At 41.1% G+C, this 26,472-nt stretch carries 25 protein-coding genes; 13 read left to right on the plus strand and 12 right to left on the minus strand.

Annotation, left to right across the window (positions count from 1 at the left end; genetic code table 11):
* The 3 genes from Q8O20_RS05815 to Q8O20_RS05825 are packed head-to-tail and all read right to left on the minus strand — an operon-like array spanning window position 1 to window position 3,060.
* Window positions 1-1,389, minus strand: coding sequence for a TrkH family potassium uptake protein (locus Q8O20_RS05815; RefSeq protein WP_371131550.1), 1,389 nt, complete (start codon window positions 1,387-1,389; stop codon window positions 1-3).
* Window positions 1,334-2,038: a response regulator gene (locus Q8O20_RS05820; RefSeq protein WP_305530382.1), complete on the minus strand. Its 705-nt coding sequence runs from the start codon at window positions 2,036-2,038 to the stop codon at window positions 1,334-1,336. Before Q8O20_RS05820 ends, Q8O20_RS05815 begins: the two co-directional genes overlap by 56 nt.
* The gene (locus Q8O20_RS05825) at window positions 2,035-3,060 is read right to left on the minus strand and encodes an ATP-binding protein (RefSeq protein ID WP_305530383.1); all 1,026 of its coding nucleotides are present in this window, start codon (window positions 3,058-3,060) and stop codon (window positions 2,035-2,037) included. The genes Q8O20_RS05820 and Q8O20_RS05825 overlap by 4 nt, the downstream gene beginning before the upstream one ends.
* 226 nt (window positions 3,061-3,286) lie before the next feature.
* Between Q8O20_RS05825 and Q8O20_RS05830 the strand changes: the two genes are divergently transcribed.
* Window positions 3,287-3,940 carry a tRNA-uridine aminocarboxypropyltransferase gene (locus tag Q8O20_RS05830; protein ID WP_305530384.1) on the plus strand — a complete coding sequence of 218 codons (654 nt, stop codon included), beginning with the start codon at window positions 3,287-3,289 and terminating at the stop codon, window positions 3,938-3,940.
* Here the strand turns inward: Q8O20_RS05830 and Q8O20_RS05835 are convergent.
* From Q8O20_RS05835 to Q8O20_RS05855, 5 genes are read right to left on the minus strand one after another with little or no spacing between them, the layout of a single operon-like run.
* On the minus strand, window positions 3,937-4,524 hold the full coding sequence (locus Q8O20_RS05835) for a TetR/AcrR family transcriptional regulator (RefSeq protein ID WP_305530385.1): 588 nt from the start codon (window positions 4,522-4,524) through the stop codon (window positions 3,937-3,939). The two genes, Q8O20_RS05830 and Q8O20_RS05835, sit on opposite strands and share 4 nt — an antisense overlap.
* Before the next feature lie 2 nt (window positions 4,525-4,526).
* Window positions 4,527-4,754 carry a hypothetical protein gene (locus tag Q8O20_RS05840; protein ID WP_304743033.1) on the minus strand — a complete coding sequence of 76 codons (228 nt, stop codon included), beginning with the start codon at window positions 4,752-4,754 and terminating at the stop codon, window positions 4,527-4,529.
* Window positions 4,755-4,757: 3 nt separating this feature from the next.
* Complete coding sequence (locus tag Q8O20_RS05845; RefSeq protein WP_305530386.1) at window positions 4,758-5,651, minus strand: hypothetical protein; 894 nt, start codon at window positions 5,649-5,651, stop codon at window positions 4,758-4,760.
* Window positions 5,648-5,989: a flagellar motor switch protein FliN gene (gene fliN / locus Q8O20_RS05850; RefSeq protein ID WP_294896765.1), complete on the minus strand. Its 342-nt coding sequence runs from the start codon at window positions 5,987-5,989 to the stop codon at window positions 5,648-5,650. Before fliN ends, Q8O20_RS05845 begins: the two co-directional genes overlap by 4 nt.
* Window positions 5,990-5,992: 3 nt before the next feature.
* The gene (locus Q8O20_RS05855) at window positions 5,993-6,418 is read right to left on the minus strand and encodes a chemotaxis protein CheX (protein WP_305530387.1); all 426 of its coding nucleotides are present in this window, start codon (window positions 6,416-6,418) and stop codon (window positions 5,993-5,995) included.
* A 124-nt stretch (window positions 6,419-6,542) separates the two neighbouring features.
* On the opposite strand from Q8O20_RS05855, the gene Q8O20_RS05860 reads away from it, so the two are divergent.
* From Q8O20_RS05860 to gdhA, 5 genes are read left to right on the plus strand one after another with little or no spacing between them, the layout of a single operon-like run.
* Window positions 6,543-7,280 carry a sulfite exporter TauE/SafE family protein gene (locus Q8O20_RS05860; protein ID WP_305530388.1) on the plus strand — a complete coding sequence of 246 codons (738 nt, stop codon included), beginning with the start codon at window positions 6,543-6,545 and terminating at the stop codon, window positions 7,278-7,280.
* A 6-nt stretch (window positions 7,281-7,286) separates the two neighbouring features.
* Window positions 7,287-10,103: an excinuclease ABC subunit UvrA gene (uvrA, locus tag Q8O20_RS05865; RefSeq protein ID WP_305530389.1), complete on the plus strand. Its 2,817-nt coding sequence runs from the start codon at window positions 7,287-7,289 to the stop codon at window positions 10,101-10,103.
* Window positions 10,104-10,137: 34 nt separating this feature from the next.
* The gene (locus Q8O20_RS05870; RefSeq protein ID WP_305530390.1) at window positions 10,138-10,953 is read left to right on the plus strand and encodes an HDOD domain-containing protein; all 816 of its coding nucleotides are present in this window, start codon (window positions 10,138-10,140) and stop codon (window positions 10,951-10,953) included.
* Between the two features lie 12 nt (window positions 10,954-10,965).
* Window positions 10,966-13,689: a DNA polymerase I gene (polA, locus tag Q8O20_RS05875; RefSeq protein WP_305530391.1), complete on the plus strand. Its 2,724-nt coding sequence runs from the start codon at window positions 10,966-10,968 to the stop codon at window positions 13,687-13,689.
* A 16-nt stretch (window positions 13,690-13,705) separates the two neighbouring features.
* Window positions 13,706-15,058: an NADP-specific glutamate dehydrogenase gene (gene gdhA / locus Q8O20_RS05880; protein ID WP_305530392.1), complete on the plus strand. Its 1,353-nt coding sequence runs from the start codon at window positions 13,706-13,708 to the stop codon at window positions 15,056-15,058.
* Here the strand turns inward: gdhA and Q8O20_RS05885 are convergent, their stop codons facing one another.
* The 4 genes from Q8O20_RS05885 to Q8O20_RS05900 are packed head-to-tail and all read right to left on the minus strand — an operon-like array spanning window position 15,059 to window position 18,298.
* Complete coding sequence (locus Q8O20_RS05885) at window positions 15,059-15,703, minus strand: response regulator transcription factor (protein ID WP_305530393.1); 645 nt, start codon at window positions 15,701-15,703, stop codon at window positions 15,059-15,061. It lies immediately after the preceding gene.
* A complete protein-coding gene (locus tag Q8O20_RS05890) occupies window positions 15,684-16,736 on the minus strand; it encodes a hybrid sensor histidine kinase/response regulator (RefSeq protein WP_305530394.1) in 1,053 nt (350 codons plus the stop codon). The genes Q8O20_RS05885 and Q8O20_RS05890 overlap by 20 nt, the downstream gene beginning before the upstream one ends.
* Window positions 16,737-16,748: 12 nt before the next feature.
* Window positions 16,749-17,537, minus strand: coding sequence for a response regulator (locus tag Q8O20_RS05895; protein WP_305530395.1), 789 nt, complete (start codon window positions 17,535-17,537; stop codon window positions 16,749-16,751).
* Window positions 17,534-18,298: a sensor histidine kinase gene (locus tag Q8O20_RS05900; RefSeq protein ID WP_305530396.1), complete on the minus strand. Its 765-nt coding sequence runs from the start codon at window positions 18,296-18,298 to the stop codon at window positions 17,534-17,536. The genes Q8O20_RS05895 and Q8O20_RS05900 overlap by 4 nt, the downstream gene beginning before the upstream one ends.
* A gap of 143 nt (window positions 18,299-18,441) precedes the next feature.
* Here Q8O20_RS05900 and Q8O20_RS05905 point away from each other — a divergent pair, with 143 nt between their 5' ends.
* From Q8O20_RS05905 to Q8O20_RS05935, 7 genes are all read left to right on the plus strand, one after another.
* Window positions 18,442-18,846, plus strand: coding sequence for a response regulator transcription factor (locus Q8O20_RS05905; RefSeq protein WP_305530397.1), 405 nt, complete (start codon window positions 18,442-18,444; stop codon window positions 18,844-18,846).
* 3 nt (window positions 18,847-18,849) lie between these two features.
* Window positions 18,850-20,589 (plus strand): ATP-binding protein, encoded by a 1,740-nt coding sequence (locus Q8O20_RS05910; RefSeq protein ID WP_305530398.1) that lies wholly within the window; start codon window positions 18,850-18,852, stop codon window positions 20,587-20,589.
* Between the two features lie 97 nt (window positions 20,590-20,686).
* Window positions 20,687-22,201 (plus strand): response regulator transcription factor, encoded by a 1,515-nt coding sequence (locus Q8O20_RS05915; protein ID WP_305530399.1) that lies wholly within the window; start codon window positions 20,687-20,689, stop codon window positions 22,199-22,201.
* Window positions 22,202-22,247: 46 nt separating this feature from the next.
* Window positions 22,248-23,933: an EAL domain-containing response regulator gene (locus tag Q8O20_RS05920; protein WP_305530400.1), complete on the plus strand. Its 1,686-nt coding sequence runs from the start codon at window positions 22,248-22,250 to the stop codon at window positions 23,931-23,933.
* A gap of 20 nt (window positions 23,934-23,953) precedes the next feature.
* Complete coding sequence (locus Q8O20_RS05925; protein WP_305530401.1) at window positions 23,954-24,496, plus strand: glutathione peroxidase; 543 nt, start codon at window positions 23,954-23,956, stop codon at window positions 24,494-24,496.
* A gap of 61 nt (window positions 24,497-24,557) precedes the next feature.
* Window positions 24,558-25,052 (plus strand): chemotaxis protein CheW, encoded by a 495-nt coding sequence (locus tag Q8O20_RS05930; protein WP_305530402.1) that lies wholly within the window; start codon window positions 24,558-24,560, stop codon window positions 25,050-25,052.
* A 1-nt stretch (window position 25,053) separates the two neighbouring features.
* Window positions 25,054-26,472 (plus strand): methyl-accepting chemotaxis protein (locus tag Q8O20_RS05935; protein ID WP_305530403.1); only part of this gene is annotated, 1,419 nt, incomplete at its 3' end.

A 26,472-nucleotide genomic window follows, 5' to 3' on the forward strand; every position in this document is an offset into this window, starting at 1 on the left:
TTAAATAATTACCTTTCCTTCTGCATATTTAATTCTGCTCTCGATCGCTTTTCCGACAATGATAATGGTAAAAGCAAAGACTCCTACCCGCCCCATGAGCATCAACACAATGATGTTAAGTTTTCCCCAATCACTAAAGAGGGCACTGTAGCTGAGAACACCGCCGTTTCCTGTCGATAACCCTACCGTACCGAATGCAGAAGTCGTTTCAAACAATATCCGCAGAAACGGCAAACGCTCAATTTCACTCAAAAGAATAGTGGAAAATACCACATAGAAAGAGGCTATAAAGATAACGGCATACGCTTTGTTGATCTGATAGGGGGAAATAGAACGACGGAAAATATGGGCATGGGTATCGCCTCTGAGGGTATACCATACACCGATCAATGCAAGTGCAACGGCTGTCGTTTTTATCCCTCCGGCAGTTCCTCCCGGGCTTCCTCCCGTCATCATAAAAAAAGTACCGAAAAAGAGATTGGAATCGGTCAAAGTTGAAAAATCGATACTGTTAAATCCGGCAGTGCGATAGTTAACGGATGCAAACCAAGCCGCTAAAAATTTTTCGTCCCACTGCATGGATCGAAATGCATTATTCCACTCCAAAGAGAGAAGCAACGCCATACCTGCAACGATCAAGATAGCACTCATATACAAAACGATTTTGGTATGGGTAGAAATACGGACTAACTGACCGCGTCGATAATTGTAGATTTCGAGCAAAACTACATACCCTAAACCGCCGAGAATAATCAAAATCGGTATGGTAAGATTGATAATTGTATCACCGCGATAGCTCATCAAGTTATCACTGAAGAGAGAAAAACCGGCATTGTTAAATGCTGAGATAGCATGAAACACTCCAAACCATGCGGCTTTTGCAAAGGGCATATCGATCCAAAATCGCAAAGTTAAAATGACGATTCCTACTACTTCTATGATGATAATTGAGGCAAATACGATTTTTAAAAATCGTACCAACCCATCCATCCCTGGGTGATTTAATGCCTCTTTGAGAATAAGACGATCTCGGTGACCGATTTTTTGTTTACGCATAACCGCCATAAACGTAACGGCTGTCATATACCCTAGTCCACCAATTTGGATAAGGGTAAGGATGATCACATGCCCTGCGGAGGTAAAATCAACAGGAGTATCTTTCACAATCAATCCCGTCACACACACTGCGGAGGTAGAGGTAAAGAGTGCATCGATAAATCGTAACTCTCCATTATGGGCAAACGGAAGGGAGAGAAGCAGTGCACCGAAAACGATAAGTCCTATAAAGCTATAGAGAATTATTTTAATTTCTTGCGTATGTATGGTTGATCCTTTATTCTTGATAAGCGATATCGCATGTAAAACGATAGCCGATACCCATTTCTGTATGAATGTAGGTCGGTCGTGCTACATCGGTCTCTATTTTTTTACGTAACGTATTAATATAGGTTCTTAAATACTGCATCTCATTTTGATATCCTACGCCCCATATCTCTTTTAAGATACGGCTATAGGGAAGAACTTGATTACGATGGAGGATAAAATATTTCAGTAAATTAAACTCCGTGGGAGTCAATTTTAAAGGCTCTCCCTTTTTTGCAACAAGATGATGTTCTATATCTAATGTTATTTCATGGCATAGTATAACATTTACATTGGGCTGAAGACCTAAGAAACGACGTTGTGCCGAACGGACTCGTGCAAGAAGCTCATCAATTGAAAACGGTTTCATAACATAATCATCCGCCCCCGCATCAAGTGAGGCAATGACCTCCTTTTCTTCATGACGAGCCGATACGACAATAATCGGAACCGAGAGCTCGGCACGCACTTTTTTGATCAATCCTTTGCCGTCACCGTCAGGGAGACCTAAATCGAGGATGATCAAGTCGGGGCTATTGGTATGTATCAAGCGCACTGCACTTTTAATATCAGCAGCAAGCAATGTTTTGAATCCATGCTGATGGAGTGATAGACTGAGCATTTTTGAAATGGCTTGGTCGTCTTCAATGATTAAAATCAACTCTTGTGCTTTCATAGTAAATCTTTTAATCCACTGACAGGAGATTTAGCAACCGGAAAGGTGATTTCGAAACAGACACCTTTTTGGACATTATACGCCTCTATTTCTCCATTATGAGCACTAACGATATCCCGACAAATGGATAGCCCTATACCGCTTCCTCTGATATCTGCGCTATGTTCAAGGCGGTAAAAGCGATCGAACATATTTTTGAGATCGGCTTTTTTGATCGGATATGACTCATTAAAGCAAAGAACTTTTATTTTCTTTCCCGTTTCCGTTATAGTGAGTCGAATTGCTTTTCCCTCATCCGTATATTTGAGTGCATTGTCAATCAGATTTACGATGAGTCGAACCAATAGAGCGCAATCACCCCAAAAGAGCCTCAACTCCGGATCAATGGTAATCTCAATTTGAGATTGTTTCGGGTTATAGCGAAACTCCTGAAGCGCTACACCGACTATGTCTTCAAAATCGCACCACTCCTTGCGAAGCGCACTCTGCGTATCCTGTAATCGGGCACTGTCAAGAAGATTGGCAACCAAACGGTTCATTCTCTGACTTGAGTCGTTAATTTGTATCAAGACTTCACGACGGACATGGGGATCGTTCATCTTCTCCTGTAATAATAAAGAAGCATTGCCCAGTATGGAGGATAAGGGGGTTTTAAGATCATGAGAGAGGGTATTGAGAAAAATCTCCTTGATCGCATTGGTCTGAATCCGTTTTGCCTGAGAACTGATCGTATATCCCACAATAAAAAAAATAATAAAACTCCATATATACGATAGATCATGAACATCAAAACTTTTTTCTGGGGGAACATGCAGCAAATCGAATATCAAGACGGTACTGAGCGTTACCATGAATGTTGATTTCATATTACCGTGAAGTGCTATTACAATGACAGGAATTAAATGGATTAATGCAATATTGATGAGACCCAACTGCAATTTAAATACTTGACTCACGATTGTAATGAGTATAATTAATAAAATTGAGACCATATAATGGCGGTAGGGATAGATTAAATTCATTTATTGATAGTTGATGCGATCTTTACCAATATTACTATTACAAGAGCGAACAAAACAACCCCCTCACTCACAACAACCCATATATTATCAGCTAAGTGCATACGCTTCCATTTTTTTATAGAATTGTATCCCCTCTGATGTCAAGATGGTATCAAAATTTTAATAAGAACACTTCAAAATACTCTTTTAGTTATAATAATGAAAAGCAATAGAAGATTGATACTGTATGAATGAATTACTTGAAGGTAGAGAAAAATGCTACCAATGCTATCGTCCGATCAGTTCGTGTATGTGTCCACATATCAGACCGATAATGACACAGACAAAATTCGTTATCCTGATGCATCCGAAAGAGTTTAAAAAAACAAAAAACGGTACAGGACGGCTCACCCACCTTTCCCTTCCAAACTCAGAACTCTATATCGATATCGATTTTAGTGAACACACGGCCGTCAATACGTTGATCAATAATCCTAATAATCTCTGTTATGTCCTTTACCCCGGTAAAAATGCACTTCATCTCAACAAAGAGAAGATCGAAACGGTAGGAAAACAGGTTGTGATATTTATCATTGACTCGACATGGCCGTGTTCAGTGAAAATGCTGCGTCTGAGCAGCAATCTTCAAAATCTTCCACGCATGAGTTTCACCCACTCTAAAAGTTCGCAGTTTCGAATCAAAGAGCAACCTAAAGAGTTTTGTCTCTCTACCATCGAATCGACACTGAGCGTTTTGGAATTATTGAATGAACAAGGGATTGAAGAGATAGAAGAGGGTGCTTTTGAATCCTTTTTAGATCCGTTTACCTCGATGGTGGAGTATCAGTTAGGATGTGCTTCAGACTCATTAAAGTCCGTACGCTTTGTAAAAAGGGATTAATGAGTATGAACGAGTCGAAGGAAATTCTCAACCGCATCATCGACACGTCCTGCTAAATCTCCTCCCGCTACTATCCAGTATTTGATCATACCAAAGGTTATGCCATCATAAAGGAAAAAGAGTTCCAACGGGTTTTTATCGGTATTAACACTCTTGGATAAAGGTTCCATAACATGGTTTGCAATATAAAGATACATCCCCATCAGCGGATCATCATCATCTGCTGAGACGTTTAGGAAAAAGGTTGGATCATTGATTAGATTTTCTTTGAGGGCATTTTTATTTTTAATAATGGCGGAGAATTTGATGGCGGTTATTGCTTTAAGCATATCTACCGGATCGGTATAGCGTTTTAATTCTTCTTGGATAATTTCGATGTAATACTCAATTTGTCCCATAATATAATGGTTATATATATTCTCTTTGGAACCGAACATACTGTATATAGCCCCAACGGAAACTCCGGCATTTTTTGCAAGGTCTGATATTTTCATGTTTTCATAACCCTCTTTGATGAAGAGGCTGGTAGCTTCTTCTAAAATAAGGTCACGTTTCAGTTCTTGCACTTTCCGCTTTAAGGACATAGTTATTCTTTTTCATCTTCAAACTCTAGAAGCAACCCAGAAGCGTCAACGATCTCTTTGTCCATCTCTTTTTGAGCTTCAGCCTCCTCGACTTTGGCATGCTCGTCTTCGACATATTCGATGAAGGTTTCAATATCCTGATCGGGTTTATAACTTTGTTGATACCCTAACGCGATATCAACAAATTCTGCTCCACACCCAAAATCTATGAGCTTTTGCTTTAAATCCATATATCAATACACTCCTGAAGCTTTTTCTTTATACGAATCAAATATTTCATCCTGAGCGGGGGCGAGTTGAAAATAGCCGTCAAGTTCACGATGTTTTGACTGCAATAGGGATTCAAAATCATTTTGAGTGATCGGAATATTGTCTTGGAATTTATCGAGTAAAAGGGTGTTGTTCCCCAACAATACTAAATAACTCATGGTTCCGAAATCTAGCATCGCTACCGTGTGGGAAGGATCAAGGGTTTTTTGGAACCGAATGTGGACACCACCGCTATCTCCCCCGATAGGAAGAGGGTTTGAAAGTGTCGCTTTGATTTCGGCAGTTGATTTGTTAAAAAGCCAAGGGGTTTTAGGCTCGCTCTGGATGGTCGCGGCACGTTTGGTTATATTTTGCTTTAACCAAAACAAAATACCGATACCGATTACTAAAATACCGATAACAACATAATAGCTTTGTTCAAATTCATTGCTTTTTTTGGTTGGAAGGCTGTTGATCGCCGCTTCATCGACCGGAGCGGATTCTATTGCCCTCTCAGCCGCTACAGGGTGTGTAAAACGTAAACGAAGACCATAGGAGTCCGATGTTTTAGACGCTTGCATTACGACATCGTTCGCAACCTCTGCAACAATTTCAATGTTCTCTTCTTGGGGTGAAATAGTAAGTTTATTTAAATATTTAGAATTAACCTCTTTTACTTTCGGATCTTCGATAAAGGCTTCTTCTAGTTTAATAATGACGGTATTGCCTTGACGATTTTGGCGAAGTACCCCTTCATAAGGGGTATCGAATGTCAACATAACATCAACACGGTCGTTTCGATCATAGACGTTATAGCTTAAGATTTTGGCTCCCCATAAAAGGGCAGGGAGCAGCAGTAAAGGGATTAAGTATCTCATAGTCTCTCTTTTGAAAGGTAGTAAAGTACGGCACTCGAATCGAGCACCTCATTGATACGGATTGCTAAGTTCTTTTCATAAACCATGACTTCTCCTTTGCCGATAATACGCCGATTCACATAAGATTCAACACTTTCACCCGCAGGTTTACCTAAATCGATGACAGACCCTTTTTCAAGCTTCAGTATCTCTTCCAACGAAAGTGTCGTTTGTCCCAAATCGGCAACAAATTCAACTTCCATATCCAGTAACCCTTCGTAATCCATCCATGATAGTTCTCGTTCCGGATCAAAAACATGATCTTTAGGAAGGGTAGATTCTGCTACTGTTTCATCCATCTCTTAGAGCCTTTGTAATGCGATTGTCATTTCACCGCCATTAATTCCGATACATTGAACTTCATTTAACTGAAGCGAGGCAATCTCTTCGTGCGATAAAACAAACGGTGTCGCAATCGTCATTGTCGTTTCGTACAACTCACCTGCAAGTACTTTTGCACTTCCGACGATCATATTGGTTGTCTCTAAGAGCATATCAATAAGTGTTTGTTCATCACTTTCATCTTCACCTAAAAATATCTCAGCAATGGTTTGAATTAACATTACATCACATCCAATATAAGCACGGTGGGTATCCCCGTTTGCCGTTTCAATATCAATATAAGCAAGAAGTGTTCTCTTTTTGGAGGATTCAGTTACAAAATCATAAGGAAGGCGGATTTGATGAAGACAAAAATTAGTTGCAGCTTCGACAATAATGGGTAACATCACATCCTCACTCTTTTTTAAGTATGATAATTGATTATAGCGTAAAATCAATTGAACTAAAAGGGTATTCGTTGAAGCACTAAGGGAGTATAATCGCGCGATACAAACCCTAGGTAAAGAAAAAATGAGCATTGAATTAGTCCTATTAGGTATCAGCGTCGGTATACTCTCCGGATTTTTTGGAATCGGCGGAGGGACCGTCAGTGTCCCTATTTTGCTTTATATTGGTTTTGGGATCAAAGAAGCGATCGGTATTTCGGTGACACAAATGGTTGCAGGATCATTGATGGCGGCTTGGATTCACCATAAAAAGCAAACCTACGAAGTCAGCAATGTCAAATATTTCGGATACGGCGGAGTATTGGGGGCAATCGCTGGTGGAATTTTTGTCAAACTTTTGAATGAAGCCGTGTTAGAATGGTTCTTTTTAGGGATCGTTGCCTTTACTTTAGGGCGTTTGGCTCTCTCAAATCCTGCTCCGACCAAGGCAGAAGTTATCAACCGTCCGCTTTATACAGCCATCGGTGGGGGAATTGGGGTGTTTTCCGGGATGTTGGGGGTAGGCGGTTCGATATTAATGACTCCGATATTGGTGAGTTTTATGGGCTTTCCGCTTAAAAAGGCTTCGGCAGTAGGTTTGTTTTTTGTGATGTTTACCTCTGTATCGGCATTTGGAACCTTACTTTGGCTGGGGATGATTAATCTTCAGGCGGGTTTAGTGATGGCACTTTCATCACTTCTTGGAATAATATTTGGTATTTGGCTTCTACATCGGGTTAAAGTAGTCCAATATAAACGGATTTTATTGTTTTTTTACATACTTATTTTTGCTATTACAGCATACAAATTGATCGCGGGGTAAAACGTTATGGATATGATTAAAATTATTGGTGCACGAGAACACAATCTCAAAAATATTTCTCTGGAAATACCAAAAAACAAGCTCATTGTTTGTACAGGGATCAGCGGAAGCGGTAAATCGACCTTGGCATTTGATACTCTCTATGCAGAAGGACAACGCCGCTACATAGAGTCACTCTCTTCGTATGCACGACAGTTTCTTGACCGTGTCGGAAAGCCTGATGTGGATAAAATAGAAGGGTTGACTCCGGCCATTGCGATCGATCAAAAAACTACCTCCAAGAACCCACGATCAACCGTAGGAACCATAACCGAAATCTATGACTATTTACGTCTTTTGTATGCCCGTATTGGGGTACAGCACTGTCATCTGTGCGGTAAGCAAATCTCAAAAATGTCGGCTCAGGATATTATCACACAGGTATTAAAGCTCCCTGATGGAGCAAAGATTGTTATTTTGGCACCGCTGGTACGGGAGAAAAAAGGCTCATTCGCCGATATCCTTGAATCGCTTCGCCACAAAGGGTATGTACGTGCAATGATCGATGGTGTCATGGTTCGTCTCGATGAAGAAATAGAGCTTTCTAAAACCAAAAAACATACTCTTAAAGTGGTCATAGACCGTCTGATCATTAAAGACGATAACCATGACCGCGTCGCACAAGACGTCGAAAAAGCACTCAAAGAGAGCTATGGAGAGGTGGAGATAGAGATTCAAAATCACGACGAAGTAGGGATGGCGGAGAAACTGATCCACTACAGTGAACACAGTGCCTGTTTTGACTGTAAGGTGAGTTTTGATCCGCTGGAACCTCTCTCGTTTTCGTTTAATTCTCCCAAGGGAGCGTGTAGTGAATGTGACGGATTAGGTATCCGCTATGCCCTCGATTATGACAAAATTATCGATTCGGAACTCCCTATCGAGAAAGGGGCGATCAAGATCGTTTACGGGTTTAACAAGGGATATTATTTTACCTTCTTAAAAGCATTTTGTGCCGCATCCGGAATCAGCATTACCGCACCGTTTTATACCCTTGAAGAGTATCAAAAGAAAGCGATATTACACGGTAGCGTCGATGAAGTGGAGTTCAAATGGCAAGACCATCCTATCAAGCGTATTTGGCCGGGGATCGTCCGTATCGCCTATGATATTTTCAAAGATGAAAAAGATCTTGCCGACTATATGTCTGAGAAGCCGTGTAATATCTGTAATTCGCACAGACTGAAGCGCGAATCGCTTGCTGTTCGAGTAGCAGACAAAGGGATCGGGGATGTAATCTCGATGCCTCTAAAAGATTCGTATGCGTGGTTTGCCGATCCGCAAACGTTTAAAGGGCTTAGTGATCAGAGTGCTATGATCGCTGCATCGATTCTGAATGAAATCCGTGAACGTCTCTTTTTCCTTTTTGATGTGGGTCTTGGATATCTCTCACTCAGTCGTGATGCTCGTACTATCAGCGGGGGAGAAGCGCAACGTATCCGTATTGCTTCGCAGATCGGAAGCGGTTTGACGGGGGTGATGTATGTTTTGGATGAACCGAGCATCGGATTGCACGAACGTGATACTCTAAAATTGATTCGAACGCTGCGGTCACTGCAGGAAAAAGGGAATACCGTTATCGTTGTCGAACACGATAAAGAGACGATTGAGAATGCCGATTTTATTGTCGATATCGGTCCCGGTGCGGGGAAATTCGGGGGGAACGTCGTATTTGCGGGTACGCTTGAGGAGATGAAAAAATCCGATACGTTAACGGCACAGTATCTTTCCGGTCGAAAAAAGATTGAATATTTTTACCGAAGAGCTCAGAAAGAGTGGATGTCGATCAATAATGTTACATTAAATAATATTAATAATTTGAGTGTTAAAATTCCTCTTCATAATTTTGTCTGTGTAACGGGAGTGAGCGGAAGCGGTAAAAGTTCCCTTATCTTGCAAACACTCCTCCCCGTAACCCGTGAAATCCTTAATCATGCCCGTAAAATCAACCGTGTTGCTGGGGTAGAGGTTGAAGGGTTGGAAAAACTTGATAAAGTAATTTATCTCGATCAAAGTCCTATCGGACGTACTCCACGCTCAAATCCTGCAACTTATACGGGAGTAATGGATGAAATCCGTAATCTCTTTGCCAAGACAAAAGAGGCTCAAATTCGTGGTTATACGGCGTCACGATTTAGCTTCAACGTCAAAGGCGGTCGATGTGAAAAGTGTCAGGGAGAAGGGGAGATTAAAATCGAAATGCACTTCTTGCCCGATATTATGGTCAAATGTGATTCGTGTCACGGCAGCCGCTATAACATGCAGACGCTTCAAGTGGAGTACAAAGGAAAGACAATTTCTGATGTCCTTAATATGTCTGTTGGGGAAGCGCTAGAGTTTTTTGCACCGATTCCGAAGATCAAAGCAATTTTACAAACCCTCAGCGACGTTGGTCTGGATTACATTACCTTGGGACAAAATGCCGTCACGCTATCGGGGGGTGAAGCACAGCGTATCAAACTGGCCAAAGAACTCAGCCGCCGCGACACGGGAAATACCCTCTATATCCTTGATGAACCGACGACAGGACTTCATTTCGATGATGTTAACCGTCTCACCAAAGTGCTCCATAATTTCGTCGAACTCGGCAATTCCGTATTGGTTATCGAACATAACCTTGATATGATAAAAAATGCCGATTACATCATCGATATGGGGCCTGAGGGGGGAAGCGGAGGCGGCTTGTTGGTAGCTGAGGGCGATCCTGAATGTGTTGCCCGTGATTGGGAAAAAACAGGGAGTTTTACCGGAAAATATTTGGCTCTTGAGTTAAATAAGCTATAATAACCCTAATTGCTTTTGTAGAGGATCACGATTCATGAAGAGTTCGATTATAAACAGTATTAAATCTTTACCACCGCTTCCTAAAACAGTGATTGATATGCAGCGAATTTGCAATGATCCTGAAAGCTCAATTAATGATTTGATAAAAACCGTTGAACATGATCCGATGATCGTTGCGAATTTGCTCAAAGCGGCCAACTCACCGTTATACAGCTTTCGGCGAGAAATACTTAATGTCGGACAAGCGGTATCGTTGTTCGGTATGAGCATGACCCGCTCTATCGGTCTTGGAAATTCGGTTCGCAAACTTCTGAATGTCGATATGGAACCCTATGGGATCAGCTCTGATCGTTTTGCTGAAATTTCTTCGATGCAGGCGGCGTTAATACACGAGTGGTATATGAAAATAGATCGCGCAAAAGCCGATAAGCTTTTTTTGGCCTCTTTTTTGCAGGAAACCGGAAAAATTATTATTGCCAGTGACGTTATCCAAGAAGATTTAGCAACAAACTTCAAGGCGGATATTGACAGCGCCATTGATATCGCGAGTGTTGAACGCTCTTATGTGCAAGAATCTACGGCAAGCGTGACCGCTGCGATTTTTACCCACTGGAATTTTGATAAAGAGTTTGTTGAGATGATTCAATTTTCGGATACGCCTGAAGAGGCACCGGATGAAGTAAAAGAGTATTCGACAGCTTTAAATATTATTAAAACTATTCTCCCTATTAATAACCCTTTTGGTGAGCACGGAATCTCATATGGCCTTAAAAAAGCTGAAGAAGCAGGATATGATATTGCAAAACTTCAAGCATCGATTGATTCGATACTTGAAAAAATTCGCGCCTGATAAAGGCGATTGATGGCTCAACCTACCGTTACGATTATTGATACATTCGGATTTTTTTTCCGCTCATTCTATGCGCTTCCTCCTCTGAGAAATAAACATGGTTTCCCGACAGGTCTTTTGACCGGATTTATAAATTTTATTGCGTCACTGCACAAAGATCACAGTAGCGATTATCTGATTTTTGCTCTTGATGCAAAAGGGCCAAGCTTTCGTGCCGAGATAGACCCAAATTATAAAGCCAACCGTTCACCTGCACCCGAAGAATTAGTGAAACAACTTCCCATCGCAATCGACTGGATCGATAAAATGGGATACAAATCGCTCTCTCAAAGCGGGTTTGAGGCCGATGATATGATCGCTTCAGTCGTTCGCCAAGCTCGTGCACATGGGTTTCTTGTCCGAGTCGTTTCTCACGATAAAGATCTCTATCAACTGATTGATGATGATCGGGTCGTATTGGTCGATGCCATCAGCAAAAAAGTGATGAACGAGAGCCACTGCGAAGAAAAATACGGCGTTCATCCGCGACAGTTTATCGATTACCAATCCCTCATCGGAGACACGGCTGATAATGTCCCCGGAGTCAAGGGGATCGGAAAAGTAACGGCACAAAAGCTCTTAGCCCAGTTTGTGACGTTGGATGCGATGTATGAGAGACTTGAGGAAGTGACACCTCCTCGGATCAAAGGACTGCTGGAAACGTATCGAGATGACGCATTCCGTTCGCGTGAACTCGTCAGTTTGCGCGACGACGTGTTTGAAACTCTTGATTTTTCGGAATTTGCGATGCACTTTGACAATCCGTTTCTTCCGATTTATGATGAGTTGGTTCATTATGAGATGAATGCCGTGTTGCGTACCCTCAAAGCCAAAGCACTCTTTGAAGAGTCACAGCCGATTAGTGATTCGAAGAAGGTAGATATAATAGAACTTCCGAAATGTGAAAGTGTAGAAGGGTGCAGTGTACTCATCGATTCGGACGAAGTTCTTGGAAAGATAATCGCTTCGATTCCCCAAGGCTCCATGATCGCATTCGACACCGAGACAACGGGACTCGATCCTACCAAAGATCATTTGGTCGGTTTTAGTTTCAGCATCGACGAAAATACAGGCTATTACGTTCCGATGGCTCATAGTTATTTGGGGGTAGGGGATCAAGTAAGCCCTGACGCGGCGGCTCAAGCGATTCGAGCAATTTTCACACATCGTGTTATCGGACATAATATCAAATTCGATCTCCACTTCGTCACCCGATTTTTAGAGGTGGATCGTTTAAGTATTCATGCCGATACGATGGTACTCGCTTGGCTGACTGATTCATCACGCTCACTCTCTATGGACAATCTTGCAGAGTCGCTTTTGAGTCATGAGATGATCCATTTTAAAGATACGGTGAAAAAAGGGGAAAACTTTGCCTCCGTTGCCATCGAAGATGCGTGTAAATATGCCGGAGAAGATGCCTATATCACCTTCCAACTCTACAAGGTACTTAGCGAACAACTTCTCTTAAAAGGGGGCGAAGAGGCACTCAATGAAGCGTTTAACGTTGAATTTCCTTTCACCTTGACATTGCTGGGGATGGAAGATGCGGGAATCGCCGTCGATACGGCGGTATTGGAAACATTTAAAAAAGAGGTGGCATTAGAGATCGCAACTCTCACGGAGCAAATCCACAGCGCGTGCGGAACCGTATTTAATCTCAATTCTCCGAAACAACTCGGAGTTATTTTGTTTGAAACGCTGGGACTTGCACACGGCAAAAAGACCAAAACAGGATACAGTACCGATGAGCAGGTTTTGGAAGGGCTAAAAAATGAGCACGCTGTTATCCCAATGCTATTGCAGTACCGCGAATACCACAAACTCTATTCCACCTACATTGAACCGCTGATTACATTGGCGCACAATGATCCATCATCGCGTATCTATACCTCGTTTGTTCAAACGGGAACGGCAACGGGACGACTCAGTTCTAAAAATCCAAACCTCCAAAATATCCCTGTAAAAACGGCATTGGGGATGCGTATCCGCGAAGCGTTCGTTGCCCCTGCGGGTAAAAAACTGATAGGGATCGACTATTCGCAAATCGAGCTTCGCCTCCTCGCCCATTTCAGTGAGGACACGGTTTTGGTCAATGCCTTTAACGAGGGGCATGACATTCACATGCAAACGGCGATAGCGTTGTTCGGGGAAGCGGAAGCTGCGAGTAAACGTAATATCGCCAAAACAGTCAACTTCGGTCTCTTATACGGTATGGGGCAAAAAAAGCTCTCTGACACCCTCGGGATTACGACCAAAGAGGCAAAAGAGATCATCGAGCGCTATTTCGAGACGTTTCCGAGCGTCAAGGGGTATTTCAGCGGTATCGTTGAGCAAGCCAAAGAGATGGGGTATGTTGAGACATTACTCCATCGCCGACGCTATTTCGATTTCGGCTCTGCTACTCCAATGCTTAAAGCGGCGTACGAGCGCGAATCGGTCAATACCGTCTTCCAAGGTTCTGCCTCTGATCTCATCAAACTCTCAATGAACAAAATCGACACGATGATCCGCACTGAGGCTCTTCGCGCCCGAATGCTCTTACAAATCCACGATGAACTGATCTTTGAAGTGGATGAGGATACTGCAGAGACTTATGCGGTGCGCTTTGTCGAGGTGATGGAGAGTATTTTAGAACTCCGTGTTCCTCTAAAAACCTCGATGCATATCGGGAACCACTGGGGTGAGTTGAAATAATAATCAGGAAATTTATATGGTCGAAAAAATCTTAGCCAATCTCGAAAAATCGAACTGTGTGACCGATAATACTTTCTTACAAGCTGTGAGTGAAGTCCTCACTTCACTAGAGCCTATCGTTAAGACTGACTCACGCTATGAGCAGTTCGCCATACTGGAGCGTCTCGTCACTCCTGATCGTGTTATTCAGTTCAAGGTTCAATGGCTCGATGATAACAATCACGTTCACATCAACAACGGCTATCGAATCCAGTTTAATAACTCCCTCGGGCCCTACAAGGGAGGACTTCGATTTCACCCGAGTGTGACAACAGGGGTTTTGAAATTTTTGGCATTCGAGCAGATCTTTAAAAATGCGTTGACGGGTCTTCCGATCGGCGGTGCCAAAGGGGGAAGTGATTTTGATCCCAAAGGTAAAAGTGATTTTGAGATTATGCGGTTTTGCCGCGCCTTCATGCGAGAACTTTATCCCTATATCGGCGCACGTGTCGATGTACCGGCGGGAGATATCGGAGTAGGTTCCAGAGAAATCGGCTATCTTTTCGGTGAATACAAACGGATCACTCACCAGTATGACGGAGTGCTTAGCGGTAAGCCTTATGCGTTCGGAGGTTCGCTGATGCGGCCTCAGGCGACAGGATACGGTGTCGTCTATTTTGCCCGTGAGATGCTGTCTCAAGAGCTGCAAGAGACGTTAGAGGGGAAAGTGTGCACCGTGAGCGGTGCAGGGAACGTAGCAATCCATACGATAGAGAAACTTCAACAATTGGGTGCGATTGTCGTCACCTGCAGTGACAGTGACGGAACTATCTATGATCCAAGAGGAATTGATCTCACCGTTGTCCGAGAACTAAAAGAAAACGGGAGACGATTGTCACTTGCAGGTTATGCTGATCAGATTCCGGGTTCTGTGTACACACAAAAAAGTGATTATCCAAACGGTGCTCATGCGGTATGGAATACTTCGTGTTTTGCCGCATTCCCATGTGCGACACAAAACGAACTGACTCTCATCGATGCTCAAAATCTGATTAAAAACGGATGTGTTGCGGTAGTGGAAGGGGCAAATATGCCGACTGAGCCCGAAGCTATTGCTCTCTTGCAGAGAGAAAGTGTTTTGTTTTCTCCGGGAAAAGCTTCCAATGCCGGAGGAGTAGCGGTCAGTGAATTTGAGATGTCCCAAAATGCTTCAATGGAAAAATGGGATTTTGACAAGGTCGATCGTAAACTTGATGAATTAATGCGCCAGATATATAAGCGGGTTTCCTTGACAGCAAAAGAATACGATCGAGAACGTAATTTCGTAGACGGAGCCAATATCGCCGCTTTTAAGCGAGTTGCGGAAGCGATGATTTTAGAGGGTGTATAGCTAAACTTTTAAGATATATCCCTCGCCTCTAATATTGTGGATTTCTAATCCATCAACTGCATTACGAATTTCTCGTATATGAGACGCAATCGTGTTTAATTTAATAAATTTTTCTTCCCAAACATGATCGATAAACATATCATAGGTGATAAGCGTGTTACGATGCTTCGTCATAAGATAAAGAATATTACGCTGATTTTTAGTGAGATTAATAATTCCGCCATGTTGTGAAAGCTGTTTTGTTGCGAGATTGAATAGCGAATGTGGAGCAATTTGTATTTCATCATCATTTGAAATAGCAAGGAGCTTTTGAACTCGCAGCAATAATTCAATCAGATCGAAGGGTTTTTTTAGATAATCGCTACACCCGAGACGGTATGCATGAGTGATACTGTCGATATCAGTGTAGGCTGTCATAAAAATAACCGGTTTCATTGGGTCATTTCGAGAAATCCATTCGATAACCTCAAATCCGTTAGCACCGGGTACATTGATGTCCAAGATATAAATATCCGAATTGAATTGACACTTGTTTAGCATCTCATTCCCTTCTCCAAACATCTCAACTTCATAGGAATGGATAGAAAAGAAATCGGCCAAATTATTTCTTAACGCATACTCGTCTTCAAATAAGGTGATTTTCATTAGGTATTTCCCCTTTGAATGTATAGGTAAAAGTTGTGCTTCCCTCTGCGGATTCAACCCGCGCTTTGATATTCAGCTGCTGACATATTGATGCAACTATTTCAAGTCCGATTCCCATTCCGATCGTGTCGTATGATTCACGATATCCATCCGTAAAAATATAGTGAGGATTAATAATTGTACTACCGTTATTGGTAACTTTAAGTATGATATTTGCTTTTTTTGTGAGAGAAATATGAATGACTGTATTTTCAAAAGAGTATTTTATTGCATTGGAAATTGTATTGTCAATAATGCGTTGTATATCTGAATAAGGGATATCCATAAAACAATTATCATGTGCTTCGAGTTCAATCCGTATGTTTTTAATCTCCGCAATAAGGGTGAAATACTCGACCCGACTTCGTAAAAATGCTGTTACATTAAGAGTCAAATTTTCTTGCGGATTTTTTTTTGCCTCTAGTGCATAGTAAAGATCTTCATAGATAAGATGGAGTGACTTCGCCGCTGCGTGCATTGAATCGACATAACTATTTTTCGGATATCGGTATCCATACATTTCTGCAGAGGTTTTTATGATGCTGAGCGGGTTATACAACTCGTGATAGGAGCGTTTAAGAAGGCCCTTAAGCTTTTTTATGGCTGAGCGCTTTTTCAGATGAAGCTTTACTCTGGCAAGAACCTCTTTTTCATACAGCGGTTTAACAAGATAGTCATCCGCACCGCTTTCAAACCCTTTTGTTTTGTCTTCGTGCGTTCGAAGTGCACTTATAAATAGAATCGAAAGATCACGTTCTTGAGCGGCATTTTTCAATTTGCGGCACACTTCATAACCGTCAATATCGGGCATTAAAATATCTAGTAGTATCATATCAAAATCAGTTTGTGCGGCACGTTGCAGAGCCTCCTCCCCACTTTTGGCGATATAAATATCGAGATTTAGGGGAGTTAAAATATTTTTGATAAGAATAAGATTACGTATTTTGTCATCAACAAGCAATACTTTTGGTCTATCCGGTTTATATTCAAACATGCGGACCTCTCTTTAATACGTAATCGTTTCGGATGAGTGTGCAGACATAATAAAGGTTCGGATGGTTTCAAGATTCATTTCCCTTAGCTGCTCACTAAGCCATGTTTTACATGCTCCTTGATCCAGTGTACTAACCAGCATCTCTGATTGGCTTAAAGCACCTTTATCGATAGCATCAAGAAGTTTATGGCGAAACGTATGGCTTAATGATGACAAATCAATAGATTGATTTTCTTTCATTGTACTATTGAGACTCTCGGAGGAGAGCAAGGTCATGATTTGATCTGCCGTAAACGGTTTAGAAAGCCATGCATCAAAAACGTTTTTACTTCTATCTTCTCGTAGTGCACTGATCGCGACCAGTGTAGCCGAAGATCCGGCATTATGCAAAGCGGTAGCAGTTTCATATCCGTTCATCCCTGGCATTACGATGTCTATACAAATGATATCCGGGTCAAATAACTCAGCTTTAGTGAGTGCTTCTGAACCATTTTCAGCACTCTCTATTTCACATTTCAGCGTATGAAATATATCCATTAGAATCTCTCTGTTTTCACGCATGTCATCGACGATCAAAACTTTTTTTCCTACTACCGAAGTAGAATCAAATCGAATCGGGAAGCTAGGAGAATCTGCATTCTTTAGCTGAAAAAGTTCCTGCATTATTCCTTCGATAATATAGGTATTTTTTTCTATTACCATCGCATACTCATCAACTTTATCAGGGTATTTTCGAAGAAGTGACGCATATCCTGTAATCTGATGCAGTGAATTGGTGAGAGAATGTAGATAGTTTTTCATGCAATTAGGTTTATAATTGACGGATTGAATAGGACTTCAAATCTGCTACCACCTTTTATCGGTAGATACCGAAGGGTACTTTCGAAACTTTTAGAAATAATTTCCAGACTCATATACAGGCCAAGACCCGTCCCTTTTCCATCCTCTTTATTGGTGAAAAAGGGGGTGAATATTTTTTCTCGAATAGCTACCGGTATTCCGCCGGCATTATCTTCAATAGCAAAAAAATATTTCCCCTCATCATTTTTCCCTATAGAAAGTTTCATAATTTTTTCATTTTGAGCGGATTCATCGAATGCATCTCGTGCGTTGGAAAATAAATTTAACAGCACCTGCTCAAACTGATCTTCATACCCGAAAACTTCTACCCCTTTTATCCGCTCATCGACGTGGAACATGATGTTATGGGTATAAAGTTGTCTGCCCATAATAAGGAGTACAACATCTATGCTATGGCGAAGCATAAAGGGCTGAGGGACTTTACTCGGTCTAACAAATTCCATAAACGTTTCAATGGTTTGTGACATTTTTTGACATTGGTTTTGGATTAAAACAGCCCCTTTTTCTATCTCTTCAGGACGAAGTTCCTCCATTTGAATTTTCAGTGTCATATTGATTGCAGTGGCACTGATGGTATTAAGCGGTTGGCGCCATTGGTGGGCAATCATTGCAACCATTTCCCCTAGTTGAATGAGTTTGTTTTGTTGGTTGTTTTGTTGCATATATTCGACGTCATTAAAAGAGTGAGAAGTGGCATTCATCCTTTTTCCCTTTAAAATAAACTTTGAATAAAATAGTATATCACACTAAAAGTTTTTATTAAATGTTTGTTTTTGCATTTTTACTGCATTGTTTTTATGTACCATAATAAATCAGAGAGTATCTGTATGCAGAGGTCAAAAATATGTTGTCTAAAGAACTCAAATCGGTAGCAAACACTCTATCCATACTGTATGTTGAAGATGAAGAAGACACACGAGTTCAAATAGCTGAAATACTTAGAATGTTTTTTAAAAATGTAGTCGTTGCAGCAAATGGGATAGAGGGATTAAATATTTTTTCTGCACATTCCATTGATTTAACTTTATCGGATGTGACTATGCCGGTCATGGATGGCATCACGATGGTAAAAAATATTTTAGACATTAGACCCGATGCCAAGATAATTTTAATGACAGCGCATAATTTGGGGGAAGCACAGTTGGATAAGCATAATCTCAACATTACAGGCAATATTCACAAGCCGATTGAGTTAAGTAAAACCCTGCAACTTTTGTACGATGTATGCAGCGACATAATAAAAGAGTAAAAGATGGAGAATTACCGTGAAGAAGCAGTGTCAAATCTAAAGCAGACAGATACAACCGCACGTTATGTCTCTACTTTAAGTGAAATAAATACGATGATTAACGAATATCGCTCATGCTTAGATCAAAAAACATTTTTTCAACTTCTTTATCAAAAATCATCGGATGCGATTCTTATCATGCATAACGGTCTTTTTGTCGATGCTAACGAATCGGCGCTGAATATGTTGGGCATCTCATCGATGGATGAAGTATTGTGCCTCCTCAATCATCACCCCTCATCGCTCTCACCTGAATTTCAACCGGATGGGAGCTGCTCCTATGAGAAATACGAAAAACTCCTAAAAAAATGTTCAGAAGAGGGAACATGCCGTTTTGAGTGGCTTTTTAATAGAATAGATGGAAGTGAACTGTGGGTGGATACCGTCATAACACGGATTTCTGAGGGGGAAGATGAAATAATTCATGTCGCGTGGCGGGATATTTCGACGCGGAAAGAATATGAGGCTGATTTGATGAATCAGCAAAAAGAGCTTGTGATACTAAACAACGATTTGGCAAATAAAACAACGCAAATGCATATGCTCAACAAACGGCTGGAATATTCTCAAAAATACCAAAAAGCAATTTTTGACGGACAGCCTAATATTATCGTCGCCAATTTCAATATCCGGACATTATGTGACGGAAATACGGCATTTCTAAACTTTGTCGGATATTCAGATGTTCCATCGTTTCTGGCAGAGCATGAATGTATCTCCGATTATTTTATCGAAAGAGAAGGGTATCTATCCTCAACGATGGAGGGAAAAGAGTGGATAGAATATGTCAAAGACAACAATGGATATTCTCATTATGCCCTACTGAAACGGGCTGACAAAGAGTATGTTTTCAGTGTCAGTGTGAGTGAAGTCTATATAGAAAACGACAAAATAAATATAGCCTCTTTTTCAGATATCACTGAGCTGGAAGAGTATAAAAAGACTCTCGAAGAGCGGATTAAAGCGGAAGTGGCGGAGAACCGTAACAAAGACCGTATGCTGCATAACCAGTCCAAAAGTGTACAGATGGGGGAGATGCTCAATATGATTGCTCACCAATGGCGCCAACCGCTTAATGCTATTAGTGCTTCAGCCATCTCCGTAGCAATGAAGCTCGAACTTGAAGAATTGGAGTCTGATGATATACGGGAACATCTAACCTATATCCAGTGGCGTATCCAAAAAATGTCTCAAACAATTAGTGATTTCATGAATTTCTTTAAACCGGATCATGAAGTCCAGCAATTCACTCTTAATGAACTCATGAAAGATATTGAATCGTTGATGAAAGCACAATTGCAGGGGAGGGGGATACGTCTGGTTTACGATGAGCGAAATCCAATTACAATTTGCAGTTATAAAAAAGAGTTGGCACATGTTCTGATTAATACTATTGCCAATGCGAGAGATGCTTATGAGGGGCTGCACCTTGAGTTGAAACCTATCAATATTGTACTTACTCAACAAGCGGACGGAATACTTACACTCTCGGTAAGTGATCGTGCCGGTGGAGTCAAAGTAGAGAATCTTGATAAAATTTTCAATCCCTATTTTACAACTAAAGAACCGGGGAAAGGGACGGGTATCGGTTTGTACATGAGTAAAAGAATTGTTTCTGAGATACTGCATGGTTCAATCGAAGTTTCCAATACTGACGACGGAGCTGAATTTTATATTACATTTAAAAATAATAGTATAAATTAAATATTGTCTGCATTTTTTCTGCATAGTTGCCCCCTATAATACTTTATCGCCATAAAAAGCTTAAGAATTCTTACGACAGTAGACAGAGGAGAAATAAATGATAGTTAATGATATTGTCAAAATAAAAGAACTGACGAAAGAACTTATCATTTTATACGTAGAAGATGAAGAAGATATACGACACCAGATGCTTGGATTGCTACGCATACTTTTTAAAGAGGTTTATATTGCCCGCGATGGACTTGAAGGGCTGGAAATGTTTCATAAACGTCTCTATGATTTGATTATAACCGACATACAAATGCCGAATATGAATGGACTTGATATGATTGAACATATTCGTATGAACAACTCCACTATTCCTATCATCATCACAACGGCGTTCAGTGATCAGGATTATTTTATCCGATCTATTGATCTTAAAATTGACAAATATCTTCTAAAACCTATAGAAGAGAGACGCGCAAAACAGGTTTTTTCCGACATTGCGTGGATGATCAATGATCGTAAAAAAGCTAAAGAGTATGAAATACAGCAGCTTCAGGAGAAAATCAATCGGCTATCAGAGAGGATAATAGCGCAGATAACCGAAAGCTACTTATCCCCATGTATTATTTATACGGACAATACCGTGCGGTATTTCAATAATCCTTTCTGCGCTATTTTTGATGCCACGGAGTTACAACGCTTTTTAAAAGGGGAGGAGGAGGGGATCCCATTTGATAAACGTGAAGGTTTTATGGGTTCTTTAGAAGAGTATGACACCACTGAGCCTGCAAAAAATTGTATATCGGTCTCAAAAAGACAAGGACGAAAAATCTATAGAATCATTCGACGCGAAATTCATATCGACAATGAAGCGGAGCAGAGCCTTATCTACTTTTTTAATGACATTACTCTAGAAGAGTACCAAAAAATCAAAATCCGTTCCTATAGCGAAATACTCGAAGAGCTAGTGATTCAAAATCGTTATCGAGGTAAAACACTCACTCCATTGCCGAGGCCTTTGCGAGAAACAAGTGCAAAGGAGTATGTAGAAGAGAGCAGAGCAGCGGCAACTGCATCTGAGGAACCTGTAAAAGCAAAACTCAAAATAGATGATGAGGAGAACAGACTTTTACGTCGGTCTCATGTTAATAAAACAACCGCCTCTGAGTATATTGCGGAGCTTGATTATGAAATTCTACAAGAACTTCAGGAGCTTGACGAATTGGATAATGATTTTAAAGAGTCTATTTTTTCGCTGAGTGAGGAAGCCAGTATTGACGGCCTTCGACAAATGTCTGTACAGTTGGAAACCTATGCCCATGAGATCAGCATGCTTTTTGAATTCGAAGACTTGGCCTATGCTATCCGCTCTCTTGCAAAGTTGATAGCCCAAATTGAAGAGGGTGGAGTTGATTCGAAACAAATGAAAAAAGTGATTTTGTTACTGAGTGGCATACAATCCGATTTGGGGGAGTGGAGACGTCTTTTATTCGTCTCGCAGAGTGCTTTAGATATCCATTATTTAGACAGCTCGCTCTTTAGTACTTGCTTGCAAATCGAGCTCATTTTATCAGATGACTCTAATGAGATCGATTCAACAGAAGAAGATCTGATTCTGTTTTAACTTTACGTCTTAAGATGAAAATGAAATACAAAAGTGAGGTTTTCAGATGACTATGATTAAAACAAACGAAGCTAAAAAACATACGAAAATATTAAATGTACTTTATGTCGAAGATGAATATGAAATACGTGAAAAGATGGTAAAAATCTTAGAAATGCTCTATGCAACAGTTTTTGTCGCTAAAGATGGAGAAGATGGATTACGAATCTATAAGAATAATTGCGGGATTATCGATCTGATCATAGCCGATATTACGATGCCGCATATGGATGGGCTAGAGATGATTGAAGAGATTCGACAGGATAATCCGGAAATTCACGCGATTATTATTACCGCACACAATGAACCCGAATATTTTGTAAAAGCTATCAATACGGGAATTGATAATTTTATTGTCAAACCTGTGGAAATGCAACAGCTAATGAACGTGCTGTCAAAAAGTGCAAAAACAGTTAAGATTAAAAAAGAGCATAACGATTACGCCTGTAATTTAGAGATGATGCTTGAACAAAAAAAAGAGCAACTGGAACAGTCTTATATGTTCGACACCCTGACCGGATGCTATAAAAAAGAAAAGCTAGACCAAATCGTTCAAAATCACCCTGAACACACCTTAGTATTATGCAATATAGACAATTTTGATTCGATTAATTCAACCTACGGCTATGAAATCGGAGATAAGGTTTTGTTCATGTTCGCCGAATATCTTCGTCAACATTTCAATAATTCACATACACTTTATAGAGTTGCTTCCGATGAATTTGTCATATTTAGTTCCGTCCCTTTTTGTGAAGCTTCCGTGTGTCCCATAGAGTCGCTTTATGAAGGAATACAGAGTTATATTTTTAAAATTGAGGATATTCTTATCAATCTCACGTGTACTATCGGTATTGCTTCATCCCCTAATGCCCTTGTAAAAGCTCATGCGGCTATGAAGGAGGCGCGTCAGATAGGGAAAAACCGCTATCACATTTTTAAAGATGACTCTGATTTCATAGCACGGCAAAAAAATAATATTGAGTGGATGCGTAAAATCCGCCTTGCGCTTGATGAAGATCGGATCGTCCCCTACTATCAGCCTATTATCGATAATGCTACTGAAAAAATTGTCAAATACGAGGCATTGGCACGGATTATTGAAGATGGTGAGCCAATCAGTCCGATTCATTTTATCGAGCCGGCTAAACTCGTGGGGCTTTTGCCCAGCATTACGCATGTCATTATGGAAAAGAGTTATGCGATGTTTGCCGATAAGCCGGAATCTTTTAGCATCAATATTACCGAAGAGGATCTACAAAACGGTCATCTCCTTTCGTTTATGACAACATTGGGGGAGAAATACGCTATTGCACCCAATCGAGTAACCCTTGAAATACTGGAAAATATTTCTGCTAACGGAACAAGTGAATCGATAAAACAGCTTCAGGAACTTTCACGATTGGGATACACGATTGCAATCGATGATTTTGGGAGTGACAAATCAAATTTTTACCGTATCCATTCCATGCATGTAGACATCATTAAAATAGATTCCGCCTACATCAAAGATATCGACCATAATAAAACGTCTGAGATGATTGTAAAAACAATCGTATCTCTGGCTCAAGCTATGGGAATCCCTACTGTAGCAGAATTTGTGTATTCAAAAGCAATATACGAAAAGGTCAAATCGATGGGAGTAGACTATTCTCAGGGTTATTATTTCGGTAAACCTATGCCGATGGTGCACTAAATTACCAAAAGGAGGATGAAATGATAGAAAAAAAATGGTGGGTTGCCGTATGGATTATCACTTTCCTTGCATTATTATTGAATACGTCATCTATATATAGGTATGAAGTCAAAACACTCCAGAATAAGACGACAACACTCGAGCCTTATCGTGGTAAGGTGGTGCTGATCGTTAATACGACCAGCTGTTGCGGCTACACCCAGCAGTTGGAAGGGTTAGAAAAACTCTACCGTATGTACAGACCTAGAGGATTCTCCGTATTGGGATTTCCCACAAACCACGTTCCCTCGCAAGAACCTTTGCAAGGGGAACAAATCAAGCGTTTTTGTAAAGAAAAATATGGGGTAACATTTCCTATATTCGGTAAAATCGATCTAAACAAAGAGCGTCTCCATCCCCTTTATCGCTATCTTCAAACGGCAGTAGGAGATATGTCCGAATACAGATCAATCGAGTGGAACTTTACAAAATTTCTTATTGATAGAAACGGACACGTAATCCGCCGTTATGCTCCGAGTGTAACCCCCGAAGAGATAACGGCGGATATCGAAAGACTCTTGTAAAAGGAGAGAAAAAGATGAAAAAGTGGATAAAATTAATCAAAATGGTACTAAAGGTCTAAATATGGAACAAAATACAGTTCAATCCAGACGGGAACGGTATCTGACGTTTTTTCTGGGTAATGAGCAATACGGTATTGCGATTGACCAGATTAAAGAGATTATTGCGATCATGAAAGTGACGCATGTCCCGAAAACACCGCCGTTTATACGAGGGGTGATTAACCTGCGCGGTTTGATCATCCCCATTGTTGATACGCGGCTGAGATTTGGTATGGATGCCAAAGAGGAGGACATGAACACGACGATCGTTATCGTGGAAGTGGATAAGGTAAATGTCGGGTTTATCGTTGATCGTGTGGAAGAGGTTGCATCGATTGACTCGTCTCATATGAGTGAACCGCCTAAATTCGGAAATAAAGTCGATACCGAATTTATTAGTAATATGGCACAAATCGGTGAGAATGTCGTAATGATTCTGAATGTGTTTAAGCTTTTTGAAGTTGATGAATTGATAAGCTTAGATAAAATGCAACAACATACACTTATGGGAGAATAAAATGAATTGGTTGGAAAATATGGTGTTACAAACAAAATTAATGTTTTTGACGGGGATCATGGTCATAGCGATGATTGTCCTAGGATTTGTAGGGTTTCAAGCGACCAACGGTTGGGAAAGCGATTCGAATAAGCTCGGTGAAGAGCTTGTCCCCTCGGTTCTGGGTCTCGGACGAATTCGCAACGGGACACAGTTGGTTGCTATCCAGATGTATCGGGTACGCGGTCTAAAAGGCGATCCTAAAATGCAAGAAGCTATGGCAGATGCTTCTGAAGAGATGGGAAAAGCGTTTGAACGCGTTGACAGCGGTTTTAAAGACTATGAAAAACTCGAGAAATCACCCGAAGAGATCCAAGAATGGGAAAAATGCAAACCTTCGTTAGAAGTATGGCGGAAACAAAGTGAGCAATTTAATAACGAAGTAATAAACACGTTAGCTAAGACAAATGATCCTGTTCGTATTGAAGAGCTTTTTGGAAAGATGACAGAACAACTTATGGCTATTCGTTCAAACCGTCTAGCTACTGCTGAACATTTACAAAATTTGTATGACATCAATCGAAAAGAGATCGAAGATACTACCGCTGAGTCTAAAAAGGAAGTAACTTCTTTCAAGCAGATGTTTATGCTTATCGGCATCCTTTCGATCGTGTTTGCCATCGTTCTGGCATGGATGATCATCCGCTCAATCACCCGTTCGATTACAACAAGTGTCATCTCTATCCGTGATGGTGCAATGCAGATTACCTCGGCTTCCGATCAAGTAGCGTCGTCGTCATCGTCTTTGGCACAAGGGGCGAGTGAGCAAGCTTCCAGTGTCGAAGAAGTAAGCGCAACCCTCGAAGAGTCCACCGCGATCAACACCCAAAACACCGACAATGCCCGTCAAGCCGATATTTTGGCAAAAAATGCGAACGATTCGGCAAAAGCGGGATATGAGAAAGGGGAACAACTCTCCCATTCTATGCACGCGATCACCGAATCAGCGGCAAAAATCAGCGGTATTATCAAAACCATCGATCAAATCGCCTTCCAAACCAACCTCCTTGCACTGAATGCGGCGGTTGAAGCGGCACGCGCGGGTGAACACGGTCTAGGATTCGCCGTCGTTGCAGACGAAGTACGTAACTTGGCTCAACGTGCAGCTTCTGCTGCTAAAGAGACTTCGGACATTATCGAAGAGGTTGTAAGCCAGATCAAAGAGGGGAACCAAATCGCCCTTGCGACCCATACCTCATTCCAAGAGATTGTTGAACAAAGTAAAAAAGTATCCGACCTGATCGGTGAAATCGCTATCGCCGGTAAAGAGCAGGCTGAGGGTATGGGTCAGATCAATCAAGCTATGGGTCAAGTAGACCAAGTAACCCAACAAGTTGCCGCCAACTCCGAAGAAGCGGCCGCAGCAGCAGAAGAGCTTAAC

The sequence above is a fragment of the Sulfuricurvum sp. genome (assembly GCF_030691015.1).
In the GTDB taxonomy this organism is placed as follows: domain Bacteria; phylum Campylobacterota; class Campylobacteria; order Campylobacterales; family Sulfurimonadaceae; genus Sulfuricurvum.